Annotated in this window: 24 protein-coding genes and 1 pseudogene; 12 read left to right on the top strand and 13 right to left on the bottom strand. The window is 68.9% G+C overall.

The genetic code is table 11. The features are described from left to right. Positions 1–47: 47 nt before the first annotated feature. Together ACEN9J_RS08740 and ACEN9J_RS08735 are read right to left on the bottom strand one after the other, a co-directional pair. Positions 48–1,139 carry a C45 family autoproteolytic acyltransferase/hydolase gene (locus ACEN9J_RS08740; protein WP_261210957.1) on the bottom strand — a complete coding sequence of 364 codons (1,092 nt, stop codon included), beginning with the start codon at positions 1,137–1,139 and terminating at the stop codon, positions 48–50. Positions 1,140–1,159: 20 nt separating this feature from the next. Beyond that, positions 1,160–2,461: an aspartate aminotransferase family protein gene (locus ACEN9J_RS08735; RefSeq protein ID WP_413764556.1), complete on the bottom strand. Its 1,302-nt coding sequence runs from the start codon at positions 2,459–2,461 to the stop codon at positions 1,160–1,162. Positions 2,462–2,709: 248 nt separating this feature from the next. On the opposite strand from ACEN9J_RS08735, the gene ACEN9J_RS08730 reads away from it, so the two are divergent. Next, complete coding sequence (locus ACEN9J_RS08730; RefSeq protein ID WP_413763827.1) at positions 2,710–3,651, top strand: GntR family transcriptional regulator; 942 nt, start codon at positions 2,710–2,712, stop codon at positions 3,649–3,651. 39 nt (positions 3,652–3,690) lie between these two features. Next, complete coding sequence (locus ACEN9J_RS08725; protein ID WP_413763826.1) at positions 3,691–4,926, top strand: serine hydrolase domain-containing protein; 1,236 nt, start codon at positions 3,691–3,693, stop codon at positions 4,924–4,926. Here ACEN9J_RS08725 and ACEN9J_RS08720 read toward each other — a convergent pair whose 3' ends face one another. From ACEN9J_RS08720 to ACEN9J_RS08710, 3 genes are all read right to left on the bottom strand, one after another. Next, positions 4,927–5,307, bottom strand: a complete 381-nt coding sequence (locus tag ACEN9J_RS08720; protein ID WP_413763825.1) for a hypothetical protein — start codon at positions 5,305–5,307, stop codon at positions 4,927–4,929. It abuts the gene before it with no gap. Positions 5,308–5,355: 48 nt separating this feature from the next. Then, entirely contained in the window at positions 5,356–5,820 is a 465-nt protein-coding gene (gene soxR / locus ACEN9J_RS08715) for a redox-sensitive transcriptional activator SoxR (RefSeq protein WP_093342690.1), read from the bottom strand. A 68-nt stretch (positions 5,821–5,888) separates the two neighbouring features. Beyond that, entirely contained in the window at positions 5,889–6,302 is a 414-nt protein-coding gene (locus tag ACEN9J_RS08710; protein ID WP_093343438.1) for a DoxX family protein, read from the bottom strand. Positions 6,303–6,514: 212 nt separating this feature from the next. On the opposite strand from ACEN9J_RS08710, the gene dusA reads away from it, so the two are divergent. Beyond that, positions 6,515–7,564 carry a tRNA dihydrouridine(20/20a) synthase DusA gene (gene dusA, locus ACEN9J_RS08705; RefSeq protein ID WP_413763824.1) on the top strand — a complete coding sequence of 350 codons (1,050 nt, stop codon included), beginning with the start codon at positions 6,515–6,517 and terminating at the stop codon, positions 7,562–7,564. A gap of 23 nt (positions 7,565–7,587) precedes the next feature. On the opposite strand, the gene ACEN9J_RS08700 is transcribed toward dusA, so the two are convergent. Further along, the gene (locus ACEN9J_RS08700; RefSeq protein ID WP_057593636.1) at positions 7,588–8,466 is read right to left on the bottom strand and encodes a TauD/TfdA dioxygenase family protein; all 879 of its coding nucleotides are present in this window, start codon (positions 8,464–8,466) and stop codon (positions 7,588–7,590) included. A gap of 28 nt (positions 8,467–8,494) precedes the next feature. Then, complete coding sequence (locus ACEN9J_RS08695) at positions 8,495–9,508, bottom strand: tripartite tricarboxylate transporter substrate binding protein (RefSeq protein ID WP_413763823.1); 1,014 nt, start codon at positions 9,506–9,508, stop codon at positions 8,495–8,497. Positions 9,509–9,622: 114 nt separating this feature from the next. Between ACEN9J_RS08695 and ACEN9J_RS08690 the strand changes: the two genes are divergently transcribed. Continuing rightward, positions 9,623–10,408 carry an IclR family transcriptional regulator gene (locus tag ACEN9J_RS08690; RefSeq protein WP_057593637.1) on the top strand — a complete coding sequence of 262 codons (786 nt, stop codon included), beginning with the start codon at positions 9,623–9,625 and terminating at the stop codon, positions 10,406–10,408. Positions 10,409–10,447: 39 nt separating this feature from the next. On the opposite strand, the gene ACEN9J_RS08685 is transcribed toward ACEN9J_RS08690, so the two are convergent. Then, entirely contained in the window at positions 10,448–11,089 is a 642-nt protein-coding gene (locus ACEN9J_RS08685; RefSeq protein WP_057593638.1) for a GntR family transcriptional regulator, read from the bottom strand. Positions 11,090–11,247: 158 nt separating this feature from the next. Here ACEN9J_RS08685 and scpA point away from each other — a divergent pair, with 158 nt between their 5' ends. The 7 genes and pseudogenes from scpA to ACEN9J_RS08650 all read left to right on the top strand — a co-directional run bounded on the left by scpA (position 11,248) and on the right by ACEN9J_RS08650 (position 20,117). Beyond that, entirely contained in the window at positions 11,248–13,410 is a 2,163-nt protein-coding gene (scpA, locus tag ACEN9J_RS08680) for a methylmalonyl-CoA mutase (RefSeq protein WP_057593639.1), read from the top strand. Between the two features lie 106 nt (positions 13,411–13,516). Next, positions 13,517–13,726, top strand: a pseudogene (locus tag ACEN9J_RS08675) (GIY-YIG nuclease family protein); the annotation flags it as partial. 171 nt (positions 13,727–13,897) lie between these two features. Then, a complete protein-coding gene (gene meaB, locus ACEN9J_RS08670; protein ID WP_413764555.1) occupies positions 13,898–14,950 on the top strand; it encodes a methylmalonyl Co-A mutase-associated GTPase MeaB in 1,053 nt (350 codons plus the stop codon). A gap of 40 nt (positions 14,951–14,990) precedes the next feature. Beyond that, positions 14,991–16,535, top strand: a complete 1,545-nt coding sequence (locus ACEN9J_RS08665; RefSeq protein WP_057593642.1) for an acyl-CoA carboxylase subunit beta — start codon at positions 14,991–14,993, stop codon at positions 16,533–16,535. Positions 16,536–16,552: 17 nt separating this feature from the next. Then, complete coding sequence (locus ACEN9J_RS08660; protein ID WP_057593643.1) at positions 16,553–18,601, top strand: acetyl/propionyl/methylcrotonyl-CoA carboxylase subunit alpha; 2,049 nt, start codon at positions 16,553–16,555, stop codon at positions 18,599–18,601. Next, positions 18,601–19,632 (top strand): biotin synthase BioB, encoded by a 1,032-nt coding sequence (bioB, locus tag ACEN9J_RS08655; RefSeq protein WP_413763822.1) that lies wholly within the window; start codon positions 18,601–18,603, stop codon positions 19,630–19,632. Before ACEN9J_RS08660 ends, bioB begins: the two co-directional genes overlap by 1 nt. Next, positions 19,629–20,117, top strand: a complete 489-nt coding sequence (locus ACEN9J_RS08650; RefSeq protein ID WP_057593644.1) for a VOC family protein — start codon at positions 19,629–19,631, stop codon at positions 20,115–20,117. The genes bioB and ACEN9J_RS08650 overlap by 4 nt, the downstream gene beginning before the upstream one ends. A gap of 11 nt (positions 20,118–20,128) precedes the next feature. Here the strand turns inward: ACEN9J_RS08650 and ACEN9J_RS08645 are convergent, their stop codons facing one another. Beyond that, positions 20,129–20,626 (bottom strand): Lrp/AsnC family transcriptional regulator, encoded by a 498-nt coding sequence (locus ACEN9J_RS08645; protein WP_057593645.1) that lies wholly within the window; start codon positions 20,624–20,626, stop codon positions 20,129–20,131. Between the two features lie 117 nt (positions 20,627–20,743). Here ACEN9J_RS08645 and yedA point away from each other — a divergent pair, with 117 nt between their 5' ends. After that, positions 20,744–21,649, top strand: coding sequence for a drug/metabolite exporter YedA (yedA, locus tag ACEN9J_RS08640; protein WP_413763821.1), 906 nt, complete (start codon positions 20,744–20,746; stop codon positions 21,647–21,649). Between the two features lie 9 nt (positions 21,650–21,658). On the opposite strand, the gene ACEN9J_RS08635 is transcribed toward yedA, so the two are convergent. From ACEN9J_RS08635 to ACEN9J_RS08620, 4 genes are all read right to left on the bottom strand, one after another. After that, entirely contained in the window at positions 21,659–22,297 is a 639-nt protein-coding gene (locus ACEN9J_RS08635; protein ID WP_057593647.1) for a LysE family translocator, read from the bottom strand. Further along, entirely contained in the window at positions 22,294–22,926 is a 633-nt protein-coding gene (locus tag ACEN9J_RS08630) for an RnfABCDGE type electron transport complex subunit B (protein ID WP_413763820.1), read from the bottom strand. The genes ACEN9J_RS08635 and ACEN9J_RS08630 overlap by 4 nt, the downstream gene beginning before the upstream one ends. 16 nt (positions 22,927–22,942) lie before the next feature. After that, the gene (locus tag ACEN9J_RS08625; RefSeq protein ID WP_413763819.1) at positions 22,943–24,397 is read right to left on the bottom strand and encodes a polyhydroxyalkanoate depolymerase; all 1,455 of its coding nucleotides are present in this window, start codon (positions 24,395–24,397) and stop codon (positions 22,943–22,945) included. Between the two features lie 169 nt (positions 24,398–24,566). Further along, positions 24,567–25,763 carry an amino acid aminotransferase gene (locus ACEN9J_RS08620; RefSeq protein WP_057593650.1) on the bottom strand — a complete coding sequence of 399 codons (1,197 nt, stop codon included), beginning with the start codon at positions 25,761–25,763 and terminating at the stop codon, positions 24,567–24,569. Positions 25,764–25,818: the final 55 nt, after the last annotated feature.

Raw genomic sequence — 25,818 nt, 5'->3', positions numbered from 1 at the left:
ACACTCCTGTCGGGGGCTGGGCCGGTCGGGATCGGATCGGGAGGAACTCAGAGGGAATAGTCGGTGAAGCGGTGGGCCTTGAAGGGCGCGGGCGCGATGCGCATCTTTCGTGCCGCCGGGTCCATCACGATGGTCGCCACGGTGGCCGAGGAGGCGCCGCCCGGGCCCGCGCTCGGGCTGCGGCAGACCGCGCGCGGCGCGCCGAAGCGGTCCTGCAGCGCGTCGAGCACGTCCTGCTCGGTGAGGTCGCCGGCGCGCTTTCGCAGGGCCTCGGTCACGCGGCGGTCGCGGTAGAGCGAGTCGGGCGTGGTCTCGAGGCTGCGGTCGACCACGCGCGCCAGCGCGGCCGGCGTCTTGAAATGGTTGGCATGCACCAGCACGCCGTCCTCGGGCTGCTGCCAGAACACCTGCTCGGGGCAGGTCTCCAGGCTCACGGCCTCGCCCTCGGCATGGGTGAGGATCATGTTGTTGGAGATCGAGCGCGCGCTGCGGCAGACCACGCCGAGCGCATTGGCGTAGAGCTCGGACTGCAGGATGCCGCGGCGGATCAGCGCCAGCGGCACGCCCTGCTGGCGGCCGTCGCTGTCGGCCTTGATGAAGTTGCCGGTGACCGCGATGCCCGCGCTGTTGAGCCCGGCGCGCGCCAGCGTGCCCGCCTCGGCGAAGGTCAGGATGGCCGGGCCCTTGGCCGGCTGGATGCGCAGCACCACGCCGAGCTCGAGGCTCTCGACGCGCCAGTCCCAGTTCTGCGCGTGGATCAGCTTGCCGTCGCGCGCGGCCGAGGGCATGACCACCACGCCGGTGCAGCCGTCGGGCGGCTCGGTGGCCTCGAGCTGCTGGAAGGCGTAGAGCATCTCGCTGCGCGCGTTGAGCGCCACGATGTCCTCGGCCGGCACGCCCGCGCCCTCGGCCACGCCCTCGATCTCGCGCAGCATGCCGGCGTCGAAGGCCTCGACCAGCGGCATGAAGCGGCGCGCCAGCGCGCGCGTGCGTTCCCAGTTCAGGCCCACGCGCTCGAAGGCGGCGCGGTAGGTGCGCAGGCTCAGGTCGATGCGGTCGCCGGCCGCGCGGCCGTACTGGCGGCCGCACTGGGCGGCGTCGCCCTCGATGTCGTAGAGGGGGAAGGATTCGATGTCCATGGGGTGCGGTCCTCGGGAATTCAGGCGGGCGTGTCGGTGGGCTGGGCGGTCTGGGCAATGGCCTGGCGCAGGCTGTCGACGATCTGGTCGACGTGGCGGCGCTCGAGCGTGAACGGCGGCGACAGCGCGATCGTGTCGCCGACCGAGCGCACCAGCACGCCGGCGTCGAGGCAGTGCTGCGCCACGGCCTGGGCGTGCGTGCCCGCGCCCGCGGCCCAGGGCTGCAGCTCGATGCCGGCCAGCAGGCCGACGTTGCGCACGTCGATCACGCCGGGCAGGCCGCGCAGCGCGTGCAGGCCTTCCTCGAAATAGGGCGACAGCGCCGCGGCCTGCGCGATCAGGCCGTCGTGCACATAGGCGTCGAGCGTGGCCATGGCGGCCGCGCAGGCCAGCGGATGGCCCGAGTAGGTGTAGCCGTGCGAGAGCTCGACCGCGCTCACGCTGCCCTGCATGAAGGCGTCGTGCACCGCGTCGCGCATCAGCACCGCGCCCATCGGCACCGCGCCATTGGTCAGGCCCTTGGCGGTGGTGATGAGGTCGGGCTTCACGCCGAACAGGTCGGCCGCGAAGTTGGTGCCCAGGCGGCCGAAGCCGGTGATGACCTCGTCGAAGATCAGCAGCACGCCGTGCCGGTCGCAGATCTCGCGCAGGCGCTTCAGGTAGCCGCGCGGCGGCGGCAGCACGCCGGTGGAGCCGGCCACCGGCTCGACGATGACGGCGGCCACGGTCGATGCGTCGTGCAGCGAGATCAGCGCCTCGAGCGCGTCGGCCTTGTCGAGGCCGTGCGGCGGCTCGCCGCGCGAGAAGGCATTGCGCGCCAGATCGTGCGTGTGCGGCAGGTGGTCGACGCCGTTGAGCAGCGGCCCGAAGGTGCTGCGCTGGCGGCCGATGCCGCCGACCGAGATGCCGCCGAAGCCCACGCCGTGGTAGGCGCGCTCGCGGCCGATCAGCCGGTAGCGGCCGGCCTCGCCGCGCGCGCGGTGGTAGGCCACCGCGATCTTCAGCGCGGTGTCGACCGACTCGGAGCCCGAGTTGGTGAAGAACACGTGGTTCATGCCCCCGGGCGCCATCCCGGCGAGCCGCTCGGCCAGCGTGAAGGCGGCCGGGTGGCCGATCTGGAAGTTCGAGGCGTAGTCGAGCACGTCGATTTGCGCCTTCAGCGCGGCGCTGATGCGTGGGTTGCGGTGGCCGGCGTTCACGCACCACAGGCCGGCGATGGCGTCGAGCACGCGGCGGCCGTCCGCGAGGTCGTAGTAGAGGCCTTCGCTGCCGACGATCAGGCGCGGCGATTGCTTGAACTTGCGGTTGGGGGTGAAGGGCATCCAGAACGCGTCGAGGGACGCGGGCAGGGCGGGCGACGCCGCGGCGGCGTCGGGGTTCGAAAGGGTGTCGGCTGCGGCCACGAGGGTTTTCTCCGTTGGGACGCGACCCGGCGCTCGGGTCGTCGTGGGCCGATCTTGGAGCGTGGATTGTATTTTTGTCGCAAGATGTACATGGTTTTTTGCGGTCAAAAATACAAAGTCGGCGCGATGATCGGCGCCACTCGCGATTCCTCCCCGGAGAACCTTGGATGGCCGAAGCACAGATGGACACGCCCCCGGCGCCCCCTGCGTCGCAGATCGCGCCGCTCGCGCAGCGCGTGAGCCGCTACATCCTCGACCAGGCCCTGGCCGGCGGCTACGAGAACGGCCGGCACATGACCGAGGCCGACCTCGCGAGCCGGCTCGGCATCTCGCGCACGCCGGTGCGCGCCGCGCTGCGCTTCCTGCACGAGCGTGCCTTGCTGGCCCACGTGCCCAACCGCGGCTACACGCTGGTGGCCGACCGCGAGGCGCTGGGCCGCGCGCGGCGCGAGATGCCCGAGGACGAGGAGAAGACCCTCTACTACCGATTGCTGCGCGACCGCCTCGCGGGCAAGCTGCCCACGCGCGTCAACGAGCTCGAGCTGGCGCAGGCCTACGACGCGCCGCGCCCCTTGCTGCGCACCGTGCTGACCACGCTGCTGCAGGACGGCGTGCTGCGCGGGCGCCATTACCAGCGCTGGGAGTTCACCGAGACCCTCGACTCGGTCGAGAGCGAGCGCGAGAGCTACCGCTTTCGACTGATCGTCGAATGCGCCGCGCTGCGCGAGCCGGGCTTTCGCATCGACCACGAGCGGCTGCTGGCCTGCCGCGAACGTCAGCAGAGCCTGCTGGCCCAGGCCGCGCGCTACAACTGGATGGACTTCTTCGAGGCCAACGCGCAGTTCCACGAGCTGCTGGCCAGCTTCTCGGGCAACCGCTTCGTGCTCGACACCGTGCAGCAGCAGAACCGGCTGCGCCGCATGTCGGACCTCTCGGACTATCCGCTCGTGAACGTCGACCTGCTGCACAAGTCCTGCCGCGAGCACCTCGAGATCCTCGACGCGGTCGAGGACGGCGACCTGGCCCGCGCCGCCGAAGGCATGCGGCTGCACCTGAGCCGCGCCAGCGAGCTGCTGGAGCGGCGGGTGATGGGCGTGCTCGGCGACTGACTGAATCCGCAACCCAACCTTCTCTTCTTTCTTCTCTTCATGACGCAAGACAACACAGCGCTGGCCGCCGGCTGGCGCGACGGATTCCCCACGGCCGGCGCGCCCGTCACGAGGCCGCGCGAATGCTCGGTGTTCCAGCCGTCGCACAACCGCTGGGCCTTCTCGCACCTGCGCGAACTGCAGCCCACGCGCGGGGTGGGGCGCGGCAACGCGCCGGTGGCCGAGCTGCCGCGCGCGATGCGGCCCGAGATCGATGCGTTGCCCTTCGCGCGCTTCGGCGATGGCGCGCCCACGACCTGGCTCGCGGCGCTCGAGGCCATCCATGCCGACGGCGCCGTGGTGCTGCACCGCGGGCGCGTCGTCTACGAGCGCTACTTCGGCGCGCTCGATGCGCACGGCGAGCACATGGCGATGTCGGTCACCAAGTCGGTGGTGGGCACGCTCGGCGCCATGCTCGCGGCCGACGGCACGCTCGACGAGAACGCCTTCGTCACGCACTACATCCCCGAACTGGCCGACAGCGCCTTCGGCAGCGCGACCGTGCGCCAGGTGATGGACATGACCACGGCCATCGACTATTCGGAGGAGTACGCCGACCCCGATGCCGGCGTGTGGAAGCACGCGCGCGCCGGCGAGCTGCTGCCGCGTCCGGCGGGCTACGCGGGCGCCGAGGGCTACCGACAGTTCCTGCAGAGCGTGGGTGCCGCGCGCGACGGCACCGTGCACGGCCAGGCCTTCGCGTATCGCACCGTCAACACCGACGTGCTGGGCTGGCTGATCGCACGCGCGGCGGGGCAATCGGTGGCCGGCCTGCTGGGCGAACTGATCTGGTCGCGCCTGGGTGCCGAGCAGGACGCCAGCTTCGCGCTCGACGGCCAGGGCGCCGAGTTCGCGGGCGGCGGCTTGTGCACCGGCCTGCGCGACCTCGCGCGCTTCGGCGAGGCGATGCGGCTGGGCGGCCACTTCAACGGCGCGCAGATCGTGCCCGAGGCCGTGGTCGCCGACATCCGCCGCGGCGCCGACCCGGCGCGCTTCGCGCTCGCGGGCTACACCCGGCTGGCCGGCTGGAGCTACCGCAACATGTGGTGGGTGGCGCACGACGCGCACGGCAGCTTCACCGCGCAGGGCATCCATGGCCAGGCGCTGCACATCGATCCGGTGGCCGAGATGGTGGTGGCGCGCTTCGCCTCGCATCCGCTGGCGGCCAACGCCCACCTGCCGACCTCGATGCCGGCCTTTCGCGCGCTGGCCGCGCACCTCATGGGCGAGGGCTGATCAGCCGGCGATCAGCGCGGCATCGACCACCCGCACGCGGTGGTCGATGTAGTAGCCGCCGAACTCGGTGTAGCGCAGCACCAGCTGCGCGCAGGCGCTGCAGCGGTAGACGTCGCAGCGGTTGTACGGGAAGTGCGCGACCGAGATCGGCGCCTCGGGCGAGTCGTAGCGCGTGCCGGCCGGGTGGAATTCCTCGAACGTGGGTTCGTAGGCCTCGAGGTCGCGCAGCGTGCCGACCTGTTCCATCAGCGCCTTGGGCCAGCGTTCCTCGGTGATGCTTTCCCAGGCCCTGGCGTCCTGCAGGCGGCAGGCGCAGGTGGGACGCGTGGGCGTGGCGGCTTTGGCGAGCCGGCGGAGGGCGGGGGTGTCGAGCAGGGTCATGCGCGGGGCAAGTCTAGTGCGCGCGACATGTCCGAGCGGCGCACGGGCTCAAGGCGGATCGTCGAGCAGCACCGCCCCCGGTCCCGTGGCGCCCAGCCGGTCGCCGGGATTGCGCAGCGGGCAGTCGGTCATCGACAGGCAGCCGCAGCCGATGCATTCGCCGAGGTCGTCGCGCAGCCGGGTCAGCACGCGGATGCGCGCGTCGAGTTCGTCGCGCCAGTGAGCGGACAGCGCCTTCCACTGCGCGGCATTGAGGATGCGCCCCTCGGGCAGCCGCGACAGCGAATCGCGGATGGTCTCGAGCGGAATGCCCGTGCGCTGCGCCACGCGGATCACGGCGATGTGGCGCAGCACCTCGCGCGGATAGCGGCGCTGGTTGCCCTCGCTGCGCCAGCCCTTGATCAGCCCCTTCGATTCGTAGAAGTGCACCGTCGAGACGGCGACGCCGCTGCGCCGGGCGACCTCGCCGACGGTCAGGACCTTGGCGGGCTCGGCGGGATGGTTCTCTGGCATGGGGAGGAAAGGCTCGGAGTCGGATCGGCGTCTTATAGGCGGTATAGACGATATAGGCGATGGGGCGCTCAGCCGCCGAGTTGCCGCCGCAGGTGGCTCGCGATCGCCGCCGCGAGCAGCCCGCCGATGATGGAGACGTGCTCGAGCGCGAAGTACAGCGACAGCGTGGCGCGCGGCTCGGGCAGCGACCAGAAGCGATGCACGATCGCGATCGTGAGCAGCAGGAACACCGAGAGCGCGCCGGCGCCCAGCCACACGGCGCGGTCGACCAGCAGCAGCAGCGAGCCGGCCAGCAGCACGAAGATGGTGGCGACATTGAAGGCCCAGGCCGGCTCGAGGCCCGCCGCGCGCATCTCGCCCACCCCGCCCGCGAAGTTCAGCGCCTTGGCGAGACCCGACGCGGCAAAGACCACGGCAAGAAGTATCCGGGCGGCCAGCCACAGCAGTTGGCTTTCCAACGCGGCATCGATCCACGACCTCATCAACACAGCTCCTGATTTCGGCGGGATATTCGTTGCCGCCATGGGTTCATCGGTGAAGCCCACGCGGGTATTCGGGTGAGCGCGGCGGACTGTAAAACCTCAACCAAGCTTGAGGTCAAGCGCTGTCGCCATGCAGCGGAATGGCCGGGTGCGCTACGCTCGCGCCCTGCGCGCTTGCAACCGAGAGAAGCGGCGGCGCCCAAAGAAATCGAATGACACCGAACGAGAACCCAGAAAACGCCGGGCCCGGGCCCGATCCAGTGCGAGGCCCTGAAGCGGCCCAGGCGCTCGAGGCGATGCGCCTATCGGTCGCGCCAATGATGGACTGGACCGACCGCCATTGCAGGTATCTGCACCGCCTGCTGAGCCGCCACGCGCTGCTCTACACGGAGATGGTGACGACCGGCGCCCTGGTGCATGGCGACGTGCCGCGGCACCTGCGCTTCAACGCCGAGGAGCATCCGCTGGCGCTGCAGCTCGGCGGCAGCGAGCCGGCCGATCTGGCGCATTGCGCGAAGCTCGGCGAGCAATGGGGCTACGACGAGATCAACCTCAACTGCGGCTGCCCGAGCGAGCGCGTGCAGCGCGGCGCCTTCGGTGCCTGCCTGATGAACGAGCCGCAGCTGGTGGCCGACTGCGTGAAGGCGATGGTCGACGCGAGCAGCGTGCCGGTGACGGTGAAGCACCGCATCGGCATCGACAAGATCGAGAGCTACGAGTTCGTGCGCGACTTCGTGGGCCAGGTCAGCGAGGCCGGTTGCAAGACCTTCATCGTGCATGCGCGCAATGCCTGGCTCAAGGGCCTGAGCCCGAAGCAGAACCGCGAGATTCCGCCGCTGCGCTACGCGCTGGTGCACCGGCTCAAGCACGACTTTCCGGCGCTGAAGTTCTCGATCAACGGCGGCATCACGCTCAATGCGCAGGTGCACGAGCACCTGCGGCTGCTCGACGGGGTGATGGTGGGGCGCGAGGCGTACCACAACCCCTGGTGGCTGGCCGAATGGGACGCGGATTTCTTCGGCGCGGCGCCCTCGGAGCGCACGCGCGAGGAGGTCGAGACCCTGATGTGCGACTACATGGTGCGCGAGGCGGCCGAGCACGGCACGCCGTGGTCGAACATCGCGCGCCACATGCTGGGCCTGCGCAACGGGCTGCCGGGCGCGCGCCGCTGGCGCCAGGTGTGGAGCGACCACCGCATGAAGGGCAAGTCGCCGCACGAGGTGATGGCGATCGCGCACGAGCCGGTGGCGCAGGCGGCCTGAGCCGCGCTCCTTCCCGCTTCTTTTCAGGCCGCCATCAGCGTGGCCTCGGGCACGTCCTCGATGGTGGTACGGCGCAGTTCGCGGCGCTCGGCGATGTCGTAGCGCCGGCCGCGGTGCAGGGTGCTGCGGTTGTCCCACATCACGAGGTCGTGCACCTGCCATTCGTGGCGGTAGACGAACTCACGCTGGGTCGCGTGCTCGAGCAGGTCCGACAGCCGCATGCGGGCCTCGGCCACGGGCCAGCCGACGATCTCGCGCGCATGCACGCCCACGAACAGCAGCTTGCGCCCCGAGCCCGGGTGCGTCTGCACCAGCGGCCAGGCGGCCGGCGGGATGGTCTTCTTCTGCTCGTCGGTGTAGGCCTCGTCGCCCAGCAGGATGCGCGTGTGCAGCGCGTAGTGCTCGGCGCTCAGGCCCTCGAGCTCGGCCTTGTCGCGCTCGGGCAGGGCGTCGTAGGCGGCGCGCAGGTCGGTGAACTCGGTGTTGCCGCCCCAGCTCGGCAGCACCAGCGCATGCAGCATCGAATAGGCGGCGCGCGGGTTCTGGAACGAGCTGTCGCTGTGCCAGAGCTGGTTGGCGAAGTTCGAGAGGTTCTTCGGCGAATCGCGACGCGCGACGTTGCCTTGCGCGTCGACGTTCGAGATGTCGATCAGGCGCTCGTCCTCGAGCCGTTCGGGGCGCTTGAACACCTTCTTGAGGCCGAGGTCCAGCGGCCCGAAGGCCTTGGCGAAGTCGATCTGCTGCTGGCCCGTGAGCGGCTGGCCGCGCCACACCAGCACGGCATAGCGGTTCATCGCGGCGTTGATCTGCTTGACCTCGTCGCTCGAGAGCGGCCGGGCGATGTCGATGCCGCGCGCTTCGGCGGCGAAATGCGGATGCAGGGGGGTGAGTGCTAGGGGCATGGGAAGGGTGTCCGGATGAAAGAGGGGCTCACTCGGGCTGGATGCCCGCGTCGGCGATGACGCGCGCCCAGCGCTTCATCTCCGACTGCACGAAGGCGTCGAACTGCGCGGGCGTGGAGGCGACCACCTCCATGCCCTGTTCCTCGACGCGCTTGCGCATCTCGGGGTCGAGCAGCACGCGGCGCGTGTCCGACTGGATCTTCTCGATGACGGCCGGCGGCGTGCCGTGCGGCGCGATGAAGCCCAGCAGTGCATTGACGTGGAAGCCGGGCAGGGTCTGCGCGACGGTCGGATAGCTGAAGCCGGGCACCGGCTTGTCGCCGAGGGTGGCGATCAGCTTCATGCGGCCGGCCTTCACGAAGGGCAGCACCGAGAGGAAGGGGTCGACCACGAGGTCGATGCGACCGCCCATGAGTTCGGTGTGCGCGGGCGAGCTGCCCTTGAAGGGCGCGTGCAGCATGTCGAAGCCCGCCTCGCGCTTGAGCAGCTCGGCCCCCAGGTGGGTGGTGCTGCCGGCGCCGGGCGTGCCATAGGTCAGCTTGCCCGGATTCTTCTTCGCATAGGCGATCAGCTCGGCCAGCGTGTTGAAGGGCGCGTCGGGCCGGGCCACGATGGCCAGCTGCAGGTTGGCGATCTGCGTGATGCCCGCGATGTCCTTGAGCGTGTCGTAGGGCAGCGTCTTGCGCAGCGAGGGATTCACCGCGAACGAGGAATTCACCATGCCGATGGTCAGCCCATCGGGCGGGGCCTTGGCGACGAAGTCGGCACCGATGGCGGTGCCGGCGCCGGGCTTGTAGTCGACGATGACCGGCTGGCCCCAGCCCTCCTGCAGCTTCATGGCGATGAGGCGGCCGACGGTGTCGGTCGGCCCGCCGGGGGCGAACGGCACGATGAGCTTCACCGGTCCCTTGGGGAATGCGGCCGGCGCGGCGGCCCGCGCGAAACCCGGAAGGCCGGCGCCGGCCAGCAGGCCGAGGCCGGTGCCAAGGAGCTCGCGGCGGCGCGGCGACGGCGGGGAGAAATGGGGGTTTTGTCTCGTCATCTCATTATTTTGAAACTGTGTTCCGAAATAATGATCTCCCAAAGTTCTCGCGTCAACCCGTTTTTGCTGAAAAATGGCAACAAAGATCAATCAGGGAAGCAAAGGTTTCTAAAAATGAATGACGCGATTGGCGGCAGGGAAGAGGTGAGCGCGCTCGCCAGGGGACTGGCCCTGCTGAAGGTGATCGGGATGGCTGCGGCGCCGATGGGCAATCGCGAACTGGCGGATGCGACGGGCATTCCCAAGGCGACGGTGTCGCGGCTCACGGCCACCCTGGTCGGGGCGGGCTACCTGCGGCAGTCGCAGGACAGCGAGCGTTTCAGCCTCGGGCCGGCGCTGCTCGACATGAGCAGCCGTTACCTGCGGCACTTCGACCTGCGCACGGTGGCGCGCCCGCATCTCGCGGCGCTGTCGGACTTCGCGGGCGCGAGCGTGCACATGGGCGTGCGCGACGAGCTCGACATGCTGATCATCGATTCGCTGCGCCCGCGCTCGGTGATGATCAGCTCGCGCATCGAGGTCGGCTCGCGCATGACGATCGCCACCTCGGCCGCCGGACGGGCCTACCTGGCCTCGCTCGCGGCGCCCGAGCAGGAGGCGCTGCTGGCGCAGATCCGGCAGGAAAGCGGCGAGAACTGGCCGCGCATCGAGCCGGGGCTGATCGCCAGCATCGAGGAGTACGCGCGCGTGGGCTACTGCGGCTCGTTCGGCGAATGGCATCCGCACATCCACGCGCTGGGCTTCGCGCTGCGCGGTCCGCGCGGCGAGCGCTACGCGGTGAGCTGCGGCGGCCCGGCCTACCTGCTGCCCAAGGACACCATGCTCGCGCGCGTGGCGCCGCGGCTGCTCGAGACGGCGCAGCGCATCGCGGCCGAGGCGGGCACGGTCGATCTCGATTAGTGAAGAGAAGCGGGCCGCCGCGCGGCCCCGTGGCGAACGCTAGGCCGCCGCTTCGAGCCCGTTGCTGAAGTGCTCGCGCATGCGCGCCATGGCGGCCTCGCCGTCGCGCGCCTCGATCGCGGCCATCACCGAGCGGTGCTCGGCCAGCGATTCCCCGATCCGCCCGGCCTTGAGCAGCGAGTTGTGGCGGTTGAGCTTCATCACCTTGCGCAGGTCGGCCACCATCTGGTCGCGCCACTTGTTGTTGGCGATGGCCAAGAGGCGCATGTGGAAGCGCTCGTTGACCGCGAAGAAATGCTCGCGGTCTTCGGGCGCGGCCGCGGCCTCGAGTTCGGCATGCAGCGCGCGCAGCTCGGCGAGCTGGGCCTCGGTGGCGCGCTCGGCCACCACGCCGGCGGCATCGCTCTCGAGCAATGACAGCAGGTGGTAGACGTCGGCCAGGTCCTGCTCCGACACCTCGGTCACATAGGCGCCACGGCGCACCTTCATCGTCACCAGGCCCTCGGCGGCCAGCACCTTCAGCGCCTCGCGCAGCGGCGTGCGGCTGATGCCGTACTCCTCGGCGAGCTTGAGTTCGTCGATCCAGCTTCCCGGTTCGAGCTCGCGGCGGAAGATCCGCTGGCGCAGCAGCTCGGCCACCTCTTCATAGAGGGCGCGCGGGGTGAGGGTGACGGCGGACATGGGCGGGACTGTACTTCAAAAATCGCGTTTGAATTAATAATTATGGATCGGTTAGACTCGCGGCCGGCCTGCAAATCCCTGCGCGCCACCAGCGATTCCAGCGAATCCTTTCCTCCAGCAGCACACCCCTGCACGACACACTGCGAAGCGGCGCCTCCATGAGCAGCAAACCCGAACCCTCCTTCAAGCCCGCCACTCTCGAGGCCTGGGCCAAGGCCGCCGCAAAGTCGGCCCCCGGCGGCGACGTCGCCGCGCTGAACTGGATCACGCCCGACGGCATCAGCGTCAAGCCGCTGTACACCGCGGCCGACCTGCAGGGCCTGAAGTACACCGACACGCTGCCGGGCTTCGAGCCCTACCTGCGCGGCCCGCAGGCCACGATGTACGCGGTGCGTCCGTGGACCATCCGCCAGTACGCCGGTTTCTCGACCGCCGAGGAATCGAACGCCTTCTACCGCAAGGCGCTGGCTGCCGGCGGACAGGGCGTGAGCGTGGCCTTCGACCTCGCCACCCACCGCGGCTACGACAGCGACCATCCGCGCGTGACCGGCGACGTGGGCAAGGCCGGCGTGGCGATCGATTCGGTCGAGGACATGAAGATCCTGTTCGACCAGATCCCGCTCGACAAGGTCAGCGTGTCGATGACCATGAACGGCGCGGTGCTGCCGGTGCTCGCGGGCTACGTGGTCGCGGCGGAAGAACAGGGCGTGGCGCAGGACAGCTTAAGCGGAACCATCCAGAACGACATCCTCAAGGAGTTCATGGTCCGCAACACCTACATCTTCCCGCCCGCGCCGAGCATGCGGATCATCGGCGACATCATCGAGTACACGGCGCAGAACATGCCGAAGTTCAACTCGATCTCGATCAGCGGCTATCACATGCAGGAAGCCGGCGCCAACCAGGCGCTGGAGCTGGCCTTCACGCTGGCCGACGGCAAGGAGTACGTGAAGACCGCGCTGGCCAAGGGCCTCGATGTCGACGGCTTCGCCGGGCGCCTGAGCTTCTTCTGGGCCATCGGCATGAACTTCTACCTCGAGGTGGCCAAGATGCGCGCGGCGCGCCTGCTGTGGTGCCGGATCATGAAGGAGTTCGAACCGAAGAACCCCAAGAGCCTGATGCTGCGCACCCACTGCCAGACCTCGGGCTGGAGCCTGACCGAGCAGGACCCCTACAACAACGTGGTGCGCACCACCATCGAGGCGATGGCCGCGGTGTTCGGCGGCACGCAGAGCCTGCATACCAACGCGCTCGACGAAGCCATCGCGCTGCCGACCGAGTTCAGCGCCCGCATCGCGCGCAACACGCAGCTCATCATCCAGGAAGAGACGCACATCACGAACGTGATCGACCCCTGGGCCGGCAGCTACATGATGGAGAAGCTCACGCAGGACATGGCCGACGCGGCCTGGACCATCATCGAGGAGGTCGAGGCCATGGGCGGCATGACCAAGGCGGTGGACAGCGGCTGGGCCAAGCTCAAGATCGAGGCCGCGGCCGCCGAGAAGCAGGCGCGCATCGACTCCGGGAAGGACGTGATCGTCGGCGTCAACAAGTACAAGCTCAAGAACGAGGACGCGATCGAGAGCCTCTCGATCGACAACGTGAAGGTGCGCGACCAGCAGGTGGCGCGGCTGCAGAAGATCCGCGCCGCGCGCGACGGCGCCAAGGTGCAGGCCGCGCTCGACGCGCTCACCGAGGCGGCCGAGAACGGCAGCGGCAACCTGCTCGCGCTGAGCATCGACGCGGTGCGCCTGCGCGCCACCGTCGGCGAGATCTCCGACGCGCTCGAGAAGTCCTTCGGCCGCCACCGCGCCGACACCCAGAAGGTGACCGGCGTCTACGCCGCCGCCTATGACTCCGCCGAGGGCTGGGAGAACCTCAAGACCGAGATCAACGCCTTCGCCGAGGAGCAGGGCCGCCGTCCGCGCGTGATGATCTCCAAGCTGGGCCAGGACGGCCACGACCGCGGCGCCAAGGTGGTGGCCACGGCCTTCGCCGACCTGGGCTTCGACGTCGACATGGGGCCGCTGTTCCAGACGCCCGAGGAGTGCGCGCGCCAGGCGATCGAGAACGACGTGCATGCGGTGGGCGTGAGCACGCTCGCGGCCGGCCACAAGACGCTGGTGCCCGCGATCATCGCGGAGCTGCGCAAGCAGGGCGCGGACGACATCATCGTGTTCGTCGGCGGCGTGATCCCGCGCCAGGACTACGACTTCCTCTACGAGGCCGGCGTGAAGGGCATCTACGGACCGGGCACGCCGATCCCGGCGAGCGCGAAGGACGTGCTGGAGCAAATCCGCGCGGCGGTCGCGGCCTGACGAGAGCGGACGTGGGCGATCTTTCGTCGAGACCGTCTCTTGCTCGCTGCTCGCCAACAACCGTTCGGGCTGAGCTTGTCGAAGCCTTTCCCTGCACTCTGCTGACGTGAAACCCTTCTACGTTTATCTGCTGCGCTGTTCGGATGGCTCCTATTACGCGGGGCAGACCGACGATATCGAAGCCCGGATGAGGCAACACCTCGATGGCGGGATCGGCTATACGTCGATGCGCAAGCCTGTCGAGCTCGTGTGGCAGGGCGAATTCGAAACGCGTGAGGCGGCGATCGCGTTCGAACAGCAAATCAAGGGTTGGTCGCGTGCGAAGAAGGAAGCGCTGATCCGCGGCGATTGGGAGGCGATTCAGTCGCTGGCCAGGTCGAGATCCAATTCCAGACCCGAGGAAGGTGGGGAGTGGCTTCGACAGGCTCAGCCCGAACGGTTGGGGGAGCATTCGTCGCCCCCATCCGCTCGGCCTGAACGGGCGGGGGTGGACGATCGCTTCGCTGCCATCCTGAACGGTGTCCTCGCAGGCGACGGCCTCGTCCAGCGCCGCGCCATCGCCAAGGCCATCACGCTGCTCGAATCCACCCGCGCCGACCACCGCGCGCAGGCCGACGAGCTGCTCACCGCGCTGCTGCCGCGCACCGGCAACTCGTTCCGGCTCGGCATCTCGGGTGTGCCGGGCGTGGGCAAGTCGACCTTCATCGAGACCCTGGGCCTGCTGCTGATCGACAAGGGCCACCGCGTCGCGGTGCTCACCATCGACCCGTCGTCCACCGTCTCGGGCGGCTCCATCCTCGGCGACAAGACGCGCATGGAACGGCTCTCGGTGCACGAGCGCGCCTACATCCGTCCGAGCCCCTCGAGCGGCACGCTCGGCGGCGTGGCCGAGAAGACGCGCGAGGCGATGCTGGTGTGCGAGGCCGCGGGCTACGACGTGGTGATCGTCGAGACCGTGGGCGTGGGCCAGAGCGAGACCGCGGTATCGGGCATGACCGACATGTTCGTGCTGATGCAGCTGCCCAACGCCGGCGACGACCTGCAGGCGATCAAGAAGGGCGTGATGGAGATCGCCGACCTGGTCGTCATCAACAAGGCCGACATCGACAAGGACGCCGCCACGCGCGCACAGGCGCAGATCACCTCGGCGCTGCGGCTGTTCGGCCACCAGGGCAACCCCGACCACGCGGCCGCGGCGCACGACGCGCACAGCGGCGCGCAGGTGCGCTTCTGGCGGCCGGCGGTGCTGCAGCTCAGTGCGCTCGCGGGCACCGGCGTCGATGCCTTCTGGGCTGCCGTGCTCGAGTTCCGCGCGCTGCAGACCGCCAACGGCCGGCTCGCCACGCGCCGGGAGAAACAGGCCACCGCGTGGATGTGGGAGCGCATCGACGCGGGGCTCAAGCAGGCCTTCAGGCAGCACCCGCAGGTGCGCGAGCTGCTGCCGCGGCTCACGCGGCAGGTGGCGCAGGGCAGCCTGCCGGCGTCCACCGCGGCGCGCCAGCTGCTCGCCGCGGCGGCCGTCGCGGCGCCGGCACCATGACTTTCAACGAAATCCAGGACCACCGCTTCGAAAGCACACCATGCAAGAACTGATCGACGAACTCGAAAAGCGCCGCGCGCAGGCCCGCCTCGGTGGCGGCCAGAAGCGCATCGACGCGCAGCACGCCAAGGGCAAGCTCACGGCGCGCGAACGCCTCGAACTGCTGCTGGACGACGGCACCTTCGAGGAATGGGACATGTTCGTCGAGCACCGCTCGACCGACTTCGGCATGGCCGACAACAAGATCCCGGGCGACGGCGTGGTCACGGGCTACGGCATGATCAACGGCCGCTTGGTGTTCGTCTTCAGCCAGGACTTCACCGTCTTCGGCGGCGCGCTCAGCGAAGCGCATGCCGAGAAGATCTGCAAGGTGATGGACCAGGCGATGAAGGTCGGCGCCCCGGTGATCGGCCTCAACGACTCGGGCGGCGCGCGCATCCAGGAAGGCGTGGCCTCGCTCGGCGGCTATGCCGACGTGTTCCAGCGCAACGTGATGGCCTCGGGCGTGGTGCCGCAGATCAGCATGATCATGGGCCCGTGCGCGGGCGGCGCGGTGTACTCGCCCGCCATGACCGACTTCATCTTCATGGTGAAGGACTCGAGCTACATGTTCGTCACCGGCCCCGAGGTGGTGAAGACGGTGACGCACGAGAGCGTGACGGCCGAGGAACTGGGCGGCGCCGTGACCCACACCACGCGCAGCGGCGTGGCCGACATGGCGTTCGAGAACGACGTCGAGGCGCTGATGATGCTGCGCCGCCTCTACAACTACCTGCCGCTGAACAACCGCGAGAAGCCGCCGGTGCGCCTGGGCAACAACGGCCAGGGCGACCCGGCCGACCGGCCCGACTATTCGCTCGACACGCTGGTGCCCGAGAACGCGAACAAGCCCTACGACATGAAGGAGCTGATCTTCAAGGTGGTGGACGACGGCGACTTCTTCGAGCTGCAGCCCGACTACGCGAAGAACATCGTGATCGGCTTCGCGCGCATGGAAGGCCAGACCGTGGGCATCGTCGCCAACCAGCCGCTGGTGCTGGCGGGCTGCCTCGACATCAAGAGCAGCATCAAGGCCGCGCGCTTCGTGCGCTTCTGCGATGCCTTCAACATCCCGGTCGTGACCTTCGTCGACGTGCCCGGCTTCATGCCCGGCACCGGCCAGGAGTACGGCGGCATCATCAAGCACGGCGCCAAGCTGCTCTACGCCTATGCCGAGTGCACGGTGCCGAAGATCACCGTCATCACGCGCAAGGCCTACGGCGGCGCCTACGACGTGATGGCCTCCAAGCACCTGCGCGGCGACGTCAACCTGGCCTGGCCGCGCGCCGAGATCGCGGTGATGGGCGCCAAGGGCGCGGTCGAGATCATCTTCCGCGAGGACAAGAACGACCCGGCCAAGCTCGCGGCGCGCGAGGCCGAGTACAAGGCCCGCTTCGCCAATCCCTACGTGGCGGGCGCGCGCGGCTACATCGACGACGTGATCCTGCCGCACGAGACGCGCAAGCGCATCTGCCGCTCGCTGGTGATGCTGCGCGAGAAGAAGCTCGAGAACCCGTGGCGCAAGCACGGCAACATTCCGCTTTGAGCGGCACGGAGAAGAACATGTTCAAGAAGATCCTGATTGCCAATCGCGGCGAGATTGCCTGCCGTGTGATCCAGACCGCCAAGAAGATGGGCATCCTCACGGTCGCTGTCTATTCCGACGCCGACAAGGAAGCCCGCCACGTCGAGTTGGCCGACGAGGCCGTGCACATCGGTGCCGCGCCCAGCCGCGAGAGCTACCTGCTGGCCGACCGCATCATCGAGGCCTGCAAGAAGACCGGCGCCGAGGCCGTGCATCCAGGCTACGGCTTCCTGTCGGAGAACGAAAGCTTCGCCAAGAGGGTCGAGGAAGAGGGCATCGCCTTCATCGGCCCCAAGCACTATTCGATCGCGGCCATGGGCGACAAGATCGCCTCGAAGAAGCTCGCCAACGAGGCCAAGGTCAACACCATCCCGGGCTGGAACGACGCCATCGAGACCGCCGAGCGCGCGGTCGAGATCGCGAAGGACATCGGCTACCCGGTGATGATCAAGGCCTCGGCCGGCGGCGGCGGCAAGGGCCTGCGCGTGGCCTTCAACGACAAGGAGGCTTTCGAGGGCTTCACCTCCTGCCGCAACGAAGCACGCAACAGCTTCGGCGACGACCGTGTGTTCATCGAGAAGTTCGTCGAGGAGCCGCGGCACATCGAGATCCAGGTGCTCGGCGATTCGCACGGCCACGTGATCTACCTCAACGAGCGCGAATGCTCGATCCAGCGCCGGCACCAGAAGGTGATCGAGGAGGCGCCGTCGCCCTTCATCAGCGACGCCACGCGAAAGGCGATGGGCGAGCAGGCGGTGGCGCTGGCCAAGGCCGTGAACTACCAGAGCGCGGGCACGGTGGAGTTCGTGGTCGGCAAGGACCAGAGCTTCTACTTCCTCGAGATGAACACCCGGCTGCAGGTGGAGCATCCGGTGACCGAGTGCATCACCGGCCTCGACCTGGTGGAGCTGATGATCCGCGTGGCGGCCGGCGAGGCGCTGCCGCTGACGCAGGAGCAGGTCAAGCGCGATGGCTGGGCCATCGAGTGCCGCATCAACGCCGAGGACCCGTTCCGCAACTTCCTGCCCTCGACCGGCCGGCTGGTGAAGTTCCAGCCGCCGGCCGAGACCATGTTCGCGAGCGACACCGAGCACCTGCAGGGCGTGCGCGTGGACACCGGCGTGTACGAGGGCGGCGAGATCCCGATGTACTACGACTCGATGATCGCCAAGCTCATCGTGCACGGCAAGGACCGCAACCACGCGATCGCGCGCATGCGCGAGGCGCTCAACGGCTTCGTGATCCGCGGCATCAGCAGCAACATCCCGTTCCAGGCGGCGCTGCTCGCGCATCCGAAGTTCGTGGCCGGCGACTTCAACACCGGCTTCATCGCCGAGAACTACGGCAAGGGCTTCCATGCCGAGGACGTGCCGCACAGCGAGCCCGATTTCCTGGTCGCGCTGGCGGCCTACGTGCACCGCCGCTACCGCGCGCGTGCCTCGGGCATCAGCGGCCAGCTCGAAGGCCACGGCGTGAAGGTGGGCGAGCAATTCGTGGTGGTCGAACTCGGCGCGCAGGGCGAGCACGTGCACCACCCGGTGACCGTGAGCGACTTCCACGGCAAGACCGGCGCGAGCGCGGTCACGGTCAACGGCAAGACCTACAAGATCGACAGCAGCCTCGCGCTGGGCGCGGTGCGGGTGCAGGGCATCGTCAACGACAAGCCCTTCGTCGCGCAGGTGGAGCGCGGCGCCGGCAAGAATCCGCTGGCGCTGCGGGTGTCGAACGACGGCCGCCAGATCGAGGCCATGGTGCTGTCGCCGCTGGGCGCGCGCCTGCTCGCGCTGATGCCGCACAAGGCACCGCCAGACCTCAGCAAGTTCCTGATGTCGCCGATGCCGGGGCTGCTGGTCGAGGTGGCGGTGCAACCGGGCCAGCAGGTGCAGGCCGGCGAGAAGCTCGCGGTGATCGAGGCGATGAAGATGGAGAACGTGCTGTTCGCCGCGCAGGACGGCGTGGTCGGCAAGATCTCCGCGGCCAAGGGCGAGTCGCTCGCGGTCGACCAGATCATCCTGGAGTTCAACTGATGGGGGCCAGCGACCTGCAGGCGGTGGTGCTGCACCGGCCCGCGAAGCCGGCGCCGGCGCCCGAGGGCCGCTGGTCGGTCGAGGCAATCCAGGCGCTGCTCGACAAGCCGCTGATGGAACTGCTGTTCGAGGCCCAGACGGTGCACCGCCAGCACTTTCCCGCGGGCGACATCGAACTGGCCACGCTGCTGTCGGTGAAGACCGGCGGCTGCCCCGAGAACTGCGGCTACTGCCCGCAGTCGGCCGAGTTCGACACCGGCGTGAAGGCGCAGAAGCTGATGGAGGTCGACGAGGTGCTGCGCGCCGCGCAGGCGGCCAAGGACGCGGGCGCCACGCGCTTCTGCATGGGCGCGGCCTGGCGCGCGCCCAAGGACCGCGACGTCGAGAAGGTGGCGGTGCTGGTCGAGGCCGTGAAGGGCCTGGGCCTGCAGACCTGCGCCACGCTCGGCATGCTCGAGCCGCACCATGCACGGCAGCTCAAGGCCGCCGGCCTCGACTACTACAACCACAACCTCGACACCGCGCCCGAGTACTACACCGACATCGTCGACACCCGCAGCTACCAGGACCGGCTCGACACGCTGGCCCATGTGCGCAGCGCCGGCATCAGCGTGTGCTGCGGCGGCATCGTGGGCATGGGCGAGGCGCCGGTGCATCGCGCGGGGCTGATCGCGCAGCTGGCCAACCTCGATCCGTACCCCGAGTCGGTGCCGATCAACAGCCTGGTGCGCGTGCCCGGCACGCCGCTGGCCGACTCGGAACCGATCGATCCCTTCGACTTCGTGCGCATGATCGCGGTCGCGCGCATCACCATGCCGACCGCGCGCGTGCGCCTGTCGGCCGGCCGCCAGCAGATGGGCGAGGCGGTGCAGGCGCTGTGCTTCATGGCCGGCGCGAATTCGATCTTCTACGGCGACAAGCTGCTGGTCACGGGCAATCCCGACGTGGAGGCCGACGTGCAGCTGCTGCGCAAGCTGGGGCTGCGCTCGCACCGCGCCTCGACCGAAACGAACCCGGAGTCCTGCCAATGACGAGCGCCATCCAACGTCCCTTCCGCGTGCTGGGCATCCAGCAGATCGCGATCGGCGGTCCCGACAAGACCCGGCTGCAGAAGCTCTGGGTCGACATGCTGGGGCTCGAGGTCACGGGCACTTTCCGAAGCGAGCGCGAGAACGTCGACGAGGACATCTGCGCGATCGGTACCGGCCCGTTCAAGGTCGAGGTCGACCTGATGCAGCCGCTCGATCCCGAGAAGAAGCCCGCGGTGCATGCCACGCCGCTCAACCACGTGGGCCTGTGGATCGACGACCTGCCGACGGCCGTCGAATGGTTGACTTCGCAGGGCGTGCGCTTCGCGCCAGGCGGCATCCGCAAGGGCGCGGCGGGCTTCGACATCTGCTTCCTGCATCCGAAGGCGAACGACGAGTTCCCGATCGCGGGCGAGGGCGTGCTCATCGAGATGGTGCAGGCGCCGCCCGAGGTGGTGAAGGCCTTCGACGCGCTCGCCGGGCGCTGAGGCCGGGCGCTTCAGGCGTTTACGACCTTCCTTATCGGCGGCTTCACGTCCGAGCGGTGCGGCGGCAGCATCGGCTGGTGCTCGCGCGCCGGGTTCAGGATGATCGAGGTCGCGGTCTCGGTGAGGATGCAGAACTTGGTGACCACCGCGTCGAGGTGGCTCACGTCGATCACCGCGATCTCGAGGATCCAGCTGTCCTCGCCGGTCACGTTGTAGGCATTCACGCATTCGGGCGTGTCCTGCACCAGCTTCACGACGCGGTCGTAGTCGGCGCGGCCGACGCGGATCATCGCGCGGATGCCGTAGCCCAGCTTGCCCAGGTTGACGGTGGCGCGGTAGCCGCTGATCACGCCCGCGGCCTCGAGCTTCTTCACGCGCTCGGTCACCGCCGGCTGGCTCAGGTGCACGCGGCGACCGAGCTCGGCCATGGTGAGGCGCGCGTCCTTCTGCAGCTCGGCCAGGATGCGGGTGTCGTGGGCATCGAGCGTGGGGTTCAAGGTGGATTCCATCGAAGTCCTTCAAATCGACGGCCGCGAGCCGCCAGAACCGTGATTTGCGCATGGAAGCGCGGCGGCGGCCTTCATACCATGGAGCGGCTCAGTCCCACAACAACAGACACCCTCGACATGCTCTCGCTCGCCACTTCCACGCCGTCCGCGCGCGGCGGACTGCCGCCGATCATCTGGCTCTGCCTCGCCGCCACCTGGCTGGTCTGGGGCTCGACCTATCTCGCGATCAAGTACGCGCTGATCAGCTTCCCGCCCTTCCTGCAGATGGGTTCGCGCTTCCTGTTCGCGGGCCTGCTGCTCGCGGCCTGGATGCGCTGGCGCGGCGCGCCCTGGCCGAACCGGCTGCAGTGGCGCAACGCGCTGGTGGTCGGCACGCTGATGCTCGGCGGCGGCATGGGCGGCACCGCGCATGCCGAGGTCTCGGTGGGCTCGGGCCTGGTGGTGGCCTTCATCGCGGTGGTGCCGTTGATCATCGCGCTGCTCAACCTGATCTGGGGCATCGTGCCGACGAAGCTCGAGGCGATCGGCATCGCGCTGGGCCTGGTCGGCGTGCTGATGCTGACCCAGGGCAGCGGCTTCCAGGCCTCGCCGGCCGGGCTGGCCGCGATCAGCATCGCCTGCGTCTGCTGGTCGGCCGGCAGCGTGCTGAGCCAGCGCGCGCTGCCGCTCGCACCGGGCGCGATGGGCTTCGCGAGCGAGATGATCTGCGGCGGCGTGGTGCTGCTGGTGCTGGCCGCTGTCTCGGGCGAGAGCCTCGCGTGGCCGCCCGCGCCGCAGGCCACGGCGGCCTGGTTCTACCTGGTGGTGTTCGGCTCGCTGATCGCCTTCAACGCCTACATGCTGCTGCTGGCGCGCGCGCCGGCCGCGCTGGCGGCCAGCTACACCTTCGTCAATCCGGTGATCGCGATGCTGCTGGGCGTGTGGATCGCCGGCGAGACGGTCACGCGCTTCGAGTGGTACGCGGTGACGGTGATCCTGGCGGGCGTGCTGATGCTGCTGCTCAAGCGCTCGGCCAGAGGCTGAGCCCGTGGCTCAGGCGCCGGGTCGGCGCCATACCGCGAGCGTGGCCGCCAGCAGCCACATGCCCACGGCGCAGCCGCGGTTCAGCGCCTTGAGGCCGCGCTTCGAGAGCCAGCGCACGGCCTGCGTGCCGGCGCCGGCATAGGCCAGCATCACGCAGGTGTCGAGCAGCACGAAGATGCCGCCCAGCAGCAGGTACTGAGGGCCCTGCGGCCGCGCGATGTCGACGAACTGCGGCAGGAAGGCCGCGAAGAACAGCAGCGACTTGGGATTCGACAGCGCCACCGCGAGGCTGCGCAGCAGCGCGATGCGGCCATGCAGCCGGCTCTCGGGAGAGGACTTCGCGAGCGCGGCGCCGAGGTCGGTGGCGTCGCTGCGCCAGAGCTTGATGCCGAGCCACACGAGGTAGGCCACGCCGGCCACGCGGATCGCGTTGAACAGCCATTCCGAGGCGGCTAGCAGCGAGCCCAGGCCGAGCGCGACGACGGCGATCACGATGCTGCTGCCGAGCGAGGCGCCGACGATGCCCCAGCTCGCGCGGCGCATGCCGCCGTCGATGCCGTTCGACAGCGCGAGCAGCATGGTCGGGCCCGGGATCACCGCGAGCGCGAGGGAGGCGAGCACGAAGACGAGCAGGGTGTCGAGGTTCATGGCTTGGGCGTGGAGGGACGTTGGGCGGCGGCGCGGGCGCGCGCGAGCGCGGCCTCGACCACCGAGCGCTTGCGGGCCTCGGCGCTGGGCGCCGCGACCTCGGCTTCGGGGCGCTTCTTGCCCTGGCGCGCGTCGCTGGGCCGATGCTGGCCGTGCAGGGCATAGCGCGCGCGGGCATGGGCCGCCTGCGCGGGCGACCAGGCCTGCCAGCCGGTGCGGCCCGGCGTGGCGTCCTCGAGCGAGATGCAGTCGACCGGGCAGACCGGGATGCAGAGTTCGCAGCCCGTGCAGTGCGCGTCGATCACGGTGTGCATGCGCTTGTTGATGCCGAGGATGGCGTCGGTCGGGCAGGCATCGAGGCACAGCGTGCAGCCGATGCACCAGGCCTCGTCGATCACCGCCAGCCTGCGCGGGCCCTCGGTGCCGAAGGCCGGGTCGAGCGCCTGCACGGCGCGGCCGGTGAGCCGCGCGAGCCGCTCGACGCCTTCGGCGCCGCCGGGCGGGCACTGGTTGATCTCGGCCTCGGCGCTGGCCACGGCCTGCGCATAGCCCTCGCAGTCCGGGTAGCCGCAACGGGTGCACTGCGTCTGGGGCAGTGCGTCGTGGATGCGTGCGGCGAGTCCGTTCACGGGAGGGAAGGGGCGCTCAGCGCGCCGCGGCGGCTTTGCGCGCCACGGTCTTCTTCGGGGCGGGCGCGCGCTTCGCAGCGGCCGGTGCCGCCTTCTTGGCGGCCACGGCCTTCTTCGCGGGCGCCTTGGCGGTGGTGGTGGCGAGCTTGCGGCCGGGCTTGACCTGGTCCTCGGCCGGCAGGCTCTCGCGTTCACCGGCGCGACGTTGCGGCTGGTCGTTGGCGGCGATGAACTTCTGCATCTTGGGATAGACCAGTTCGCGCCAGCGGCGGCCGCTGAAGATGCCGTAGTGGCCGGCGCCCTTGACCTCGTAGTGCTCGCGCTTCGCATCGGCGATGCCGGTGCACAGCTCGTGCGCGGCCTCGGTCTGGCCCGAGCCCGAGATGTCGTCGAGCTCGCCCTCGACCGTGAGCAGCGCGGTGGCGCGGATGTCCTGCGGCCGCACGCGCTCGACCTCGCCGGTCGGGCTCTTCACGTCCCAGGTGCCGTTGACCAGGTCGAATTCCTGGAACACGGTGCGGATCGTCTCGAGGTAGTAATCGGCGTCCATGTCGAGCACGGCGTTGTACTCGTCGTAGAACTTGCGGTGCGCCTCGGCGCTCGCGTCGTCGCCCTTGATCAGGTCCTTGAAGTAGTCGTAGTGGCTGCTCGCGTGGCGGTCGGGGTTCATCGCGACGAAGCCCGTGTGCTGCAGGAAGCCCGGGTAGACGCGCCGGCCCGCGCCCGGGAAGCCCTGGGGCACGCGGTAGATCACGTTGTTCTCGAACCACTCGAAGCTCTTGTTCATCGCGAGGTTGTTGACCGCCGTGGGCGACTTGCGCGCGTCGATCGGGCCGCCCATCATCGTCATGGTGAGCGGCAGCGCCTCGCCGCGGCTGGCCATCAGCGACACGGCGGCCAGCACCGGCACCGTGGGCTGGCACACGCTGACCACGTGGCAGTTGCCGTACTCGGCCTGCAGGCGGCGGATGAACTCCTGCACGTAGTTGATGTAGTCGTCGAGGTGGAACTCGCCGTCCGACAGCGGCACCAGGCGCGCGTTCTTCCAGTCGGTGATGTAGACCTTGTGGTCCTGCAAAAGGGTGCGCACGGTGTCGCGCAGCAGGGTGGCGTAGTGGCCCGACAGCGGCGCCACCACCAGCACCACGGGCTGGCTCTTGAGCGTCTTGAGGATGTGCGGCTCGTCGGTGAAGCGCTTGAAGCGCCGCAGCTGGCAGAACGGCTTTTCCAGCTCGATCACTTCCTGGATCACGACGTCGTCGCCGTCGACCTTGACCGACTTGATGTTGAACTCGGGCTTCTCGTAGTCCTTGCCGAGACGGTAGAGCAGGTCGTAGCTCGCCGCCATGCGCTGAGCTCCGGGCAGCTGGCTCCAGACGGCGCCGGGGCTGTAGAGCTTGGAGGCGGCCTGGGCGAAGTCCGCGAACGGTTCCATGAGGGAACGCTGGGCTTCGTAGAGTTGGTAGAGCATCGCTGTGTCGAGTTGGAATGTTGCGGTGCAATATATCAGCGCATTTCGACACGCGCAGGGGGCCTAACCCTAGGCCCGGGAAGGCCCTCGGAGATGGCCGCGGGCTTGCGTGAACAAGTTGTGTCGCGGAGGTGACTCGAGCGAGCGAGTCACCCCGCGACGCGGACCGTCAGACGACCTTGGCGATCGACGCGCAGACGTGGTCGATGTTCTTGCTGTTGAGCGCGGCCACGCACATGCGGCCGGTGTCGGTGCCGTAGACGCCGAACTCGTTGCGCAGGCGCACCATCTGGTCCTTGGTCAGGCCCGAGTAGCTGAACATGCCGATCTGGGTGGTGATGAAGCTCATGTCTTCCTTCACGCCTGCGGCCTTGAGGCCGTCGACCAGCTTCTGGCGCATGGCCTTGATGCGCACGCGCATCTCGCCCAGTTCCTTCTCCCACAGGGCGCGCAGCTCGGGGTTGCCGAGCACCGCGGCCACCACGGCGCCGCCGTGCGTGGGCGGGTTGCTGTAGTTGGTGCGGATGGCGATCTTCAGCTGCGACAGCACGCGCGCGGCTTCTTCCTTGTTCTCGCACAGCACCGAGAGGGCGCCCACGCGCTCGCCGTAGAGGCTGAAGCTCTTGGAGAACGAGGTCGAGACGAAGAAGGTCAGGCCGGCCGCGACGAACTTGGCGACGGCCGCGCCGTCTTCCTGCAGGCCGTAGCCGAAGCCCTGGTAGGCCATGTCGAGGAAGGGCACCAGGCCCTTGGCCTTGACGGCGGCGACGACCTGGTCCCACTGCGCGGGCGTGATGTCGTAGCCGGTGGGGTTGTGGCAGCAGGCGTGCAGCACGACCACGGTGCCGGCCGGGGCGGCATTGAGCGCGGCCAGCATGCCGTCGAAGTCGATGCCGCGCTTGGCGGCGTCGTAGTAGGGGTAGCTTTCGACCTCGAAACCTGCGTTGGTGAACAGCGCGCGGTGGTTTTCCCAGCTCGGGTCGCTGATCAGCACCTTGGCGGCGGGGTTGAGCTTCTTGAGGAAGTCGGCGCCGACCTTGAGGCCGCCGGTGCCGCCGATGGCCTGGATCGTGGCCACGCGGCCCGAGGTGACGGGTTCGCTGTCGGCGCCGAAGACCAGCACCTTCACGGCGTTGTCGTACGCGGCGATGCCGTCGATGGGCAGATAACCGCGCGCCGTGGGCGCTTTCATCATGTTCTGCTCGGCCGCCTGCACGCACTGCAGCAGGGGCAGCTTGCCGTTGTCGTCGTAGTAGACGCCGACGCCGAGATTGACCTTGTTGGGGTTGGTGTCGGCGGCAAATTGCTCGTTGAGGCCGAGGATCGGATCGCGCGGTGCCATCTCGACCGCGGTGAACATAGACATGGAAAGGTCCTTTGGGATGAAAGCTTCGCTGGCAACCGCTCGAGGCTTTAAGCTT

It is taken from the genome of Variovorax sp. Varisp41, assembly GCF_047325085.1.
In the GTDB taxonomy this organism is placed as follows: Bacteria; Pseudomonadota; Gammaproteobacteria; order Burkholderiales; family Burkholderiaceae_C; genus Variovorax.
The sequence above is the reverse complement of the archived record's forward strand: the minus strand, read 5'-3'. Positions and strand labels throughout refer to the sequence as shown.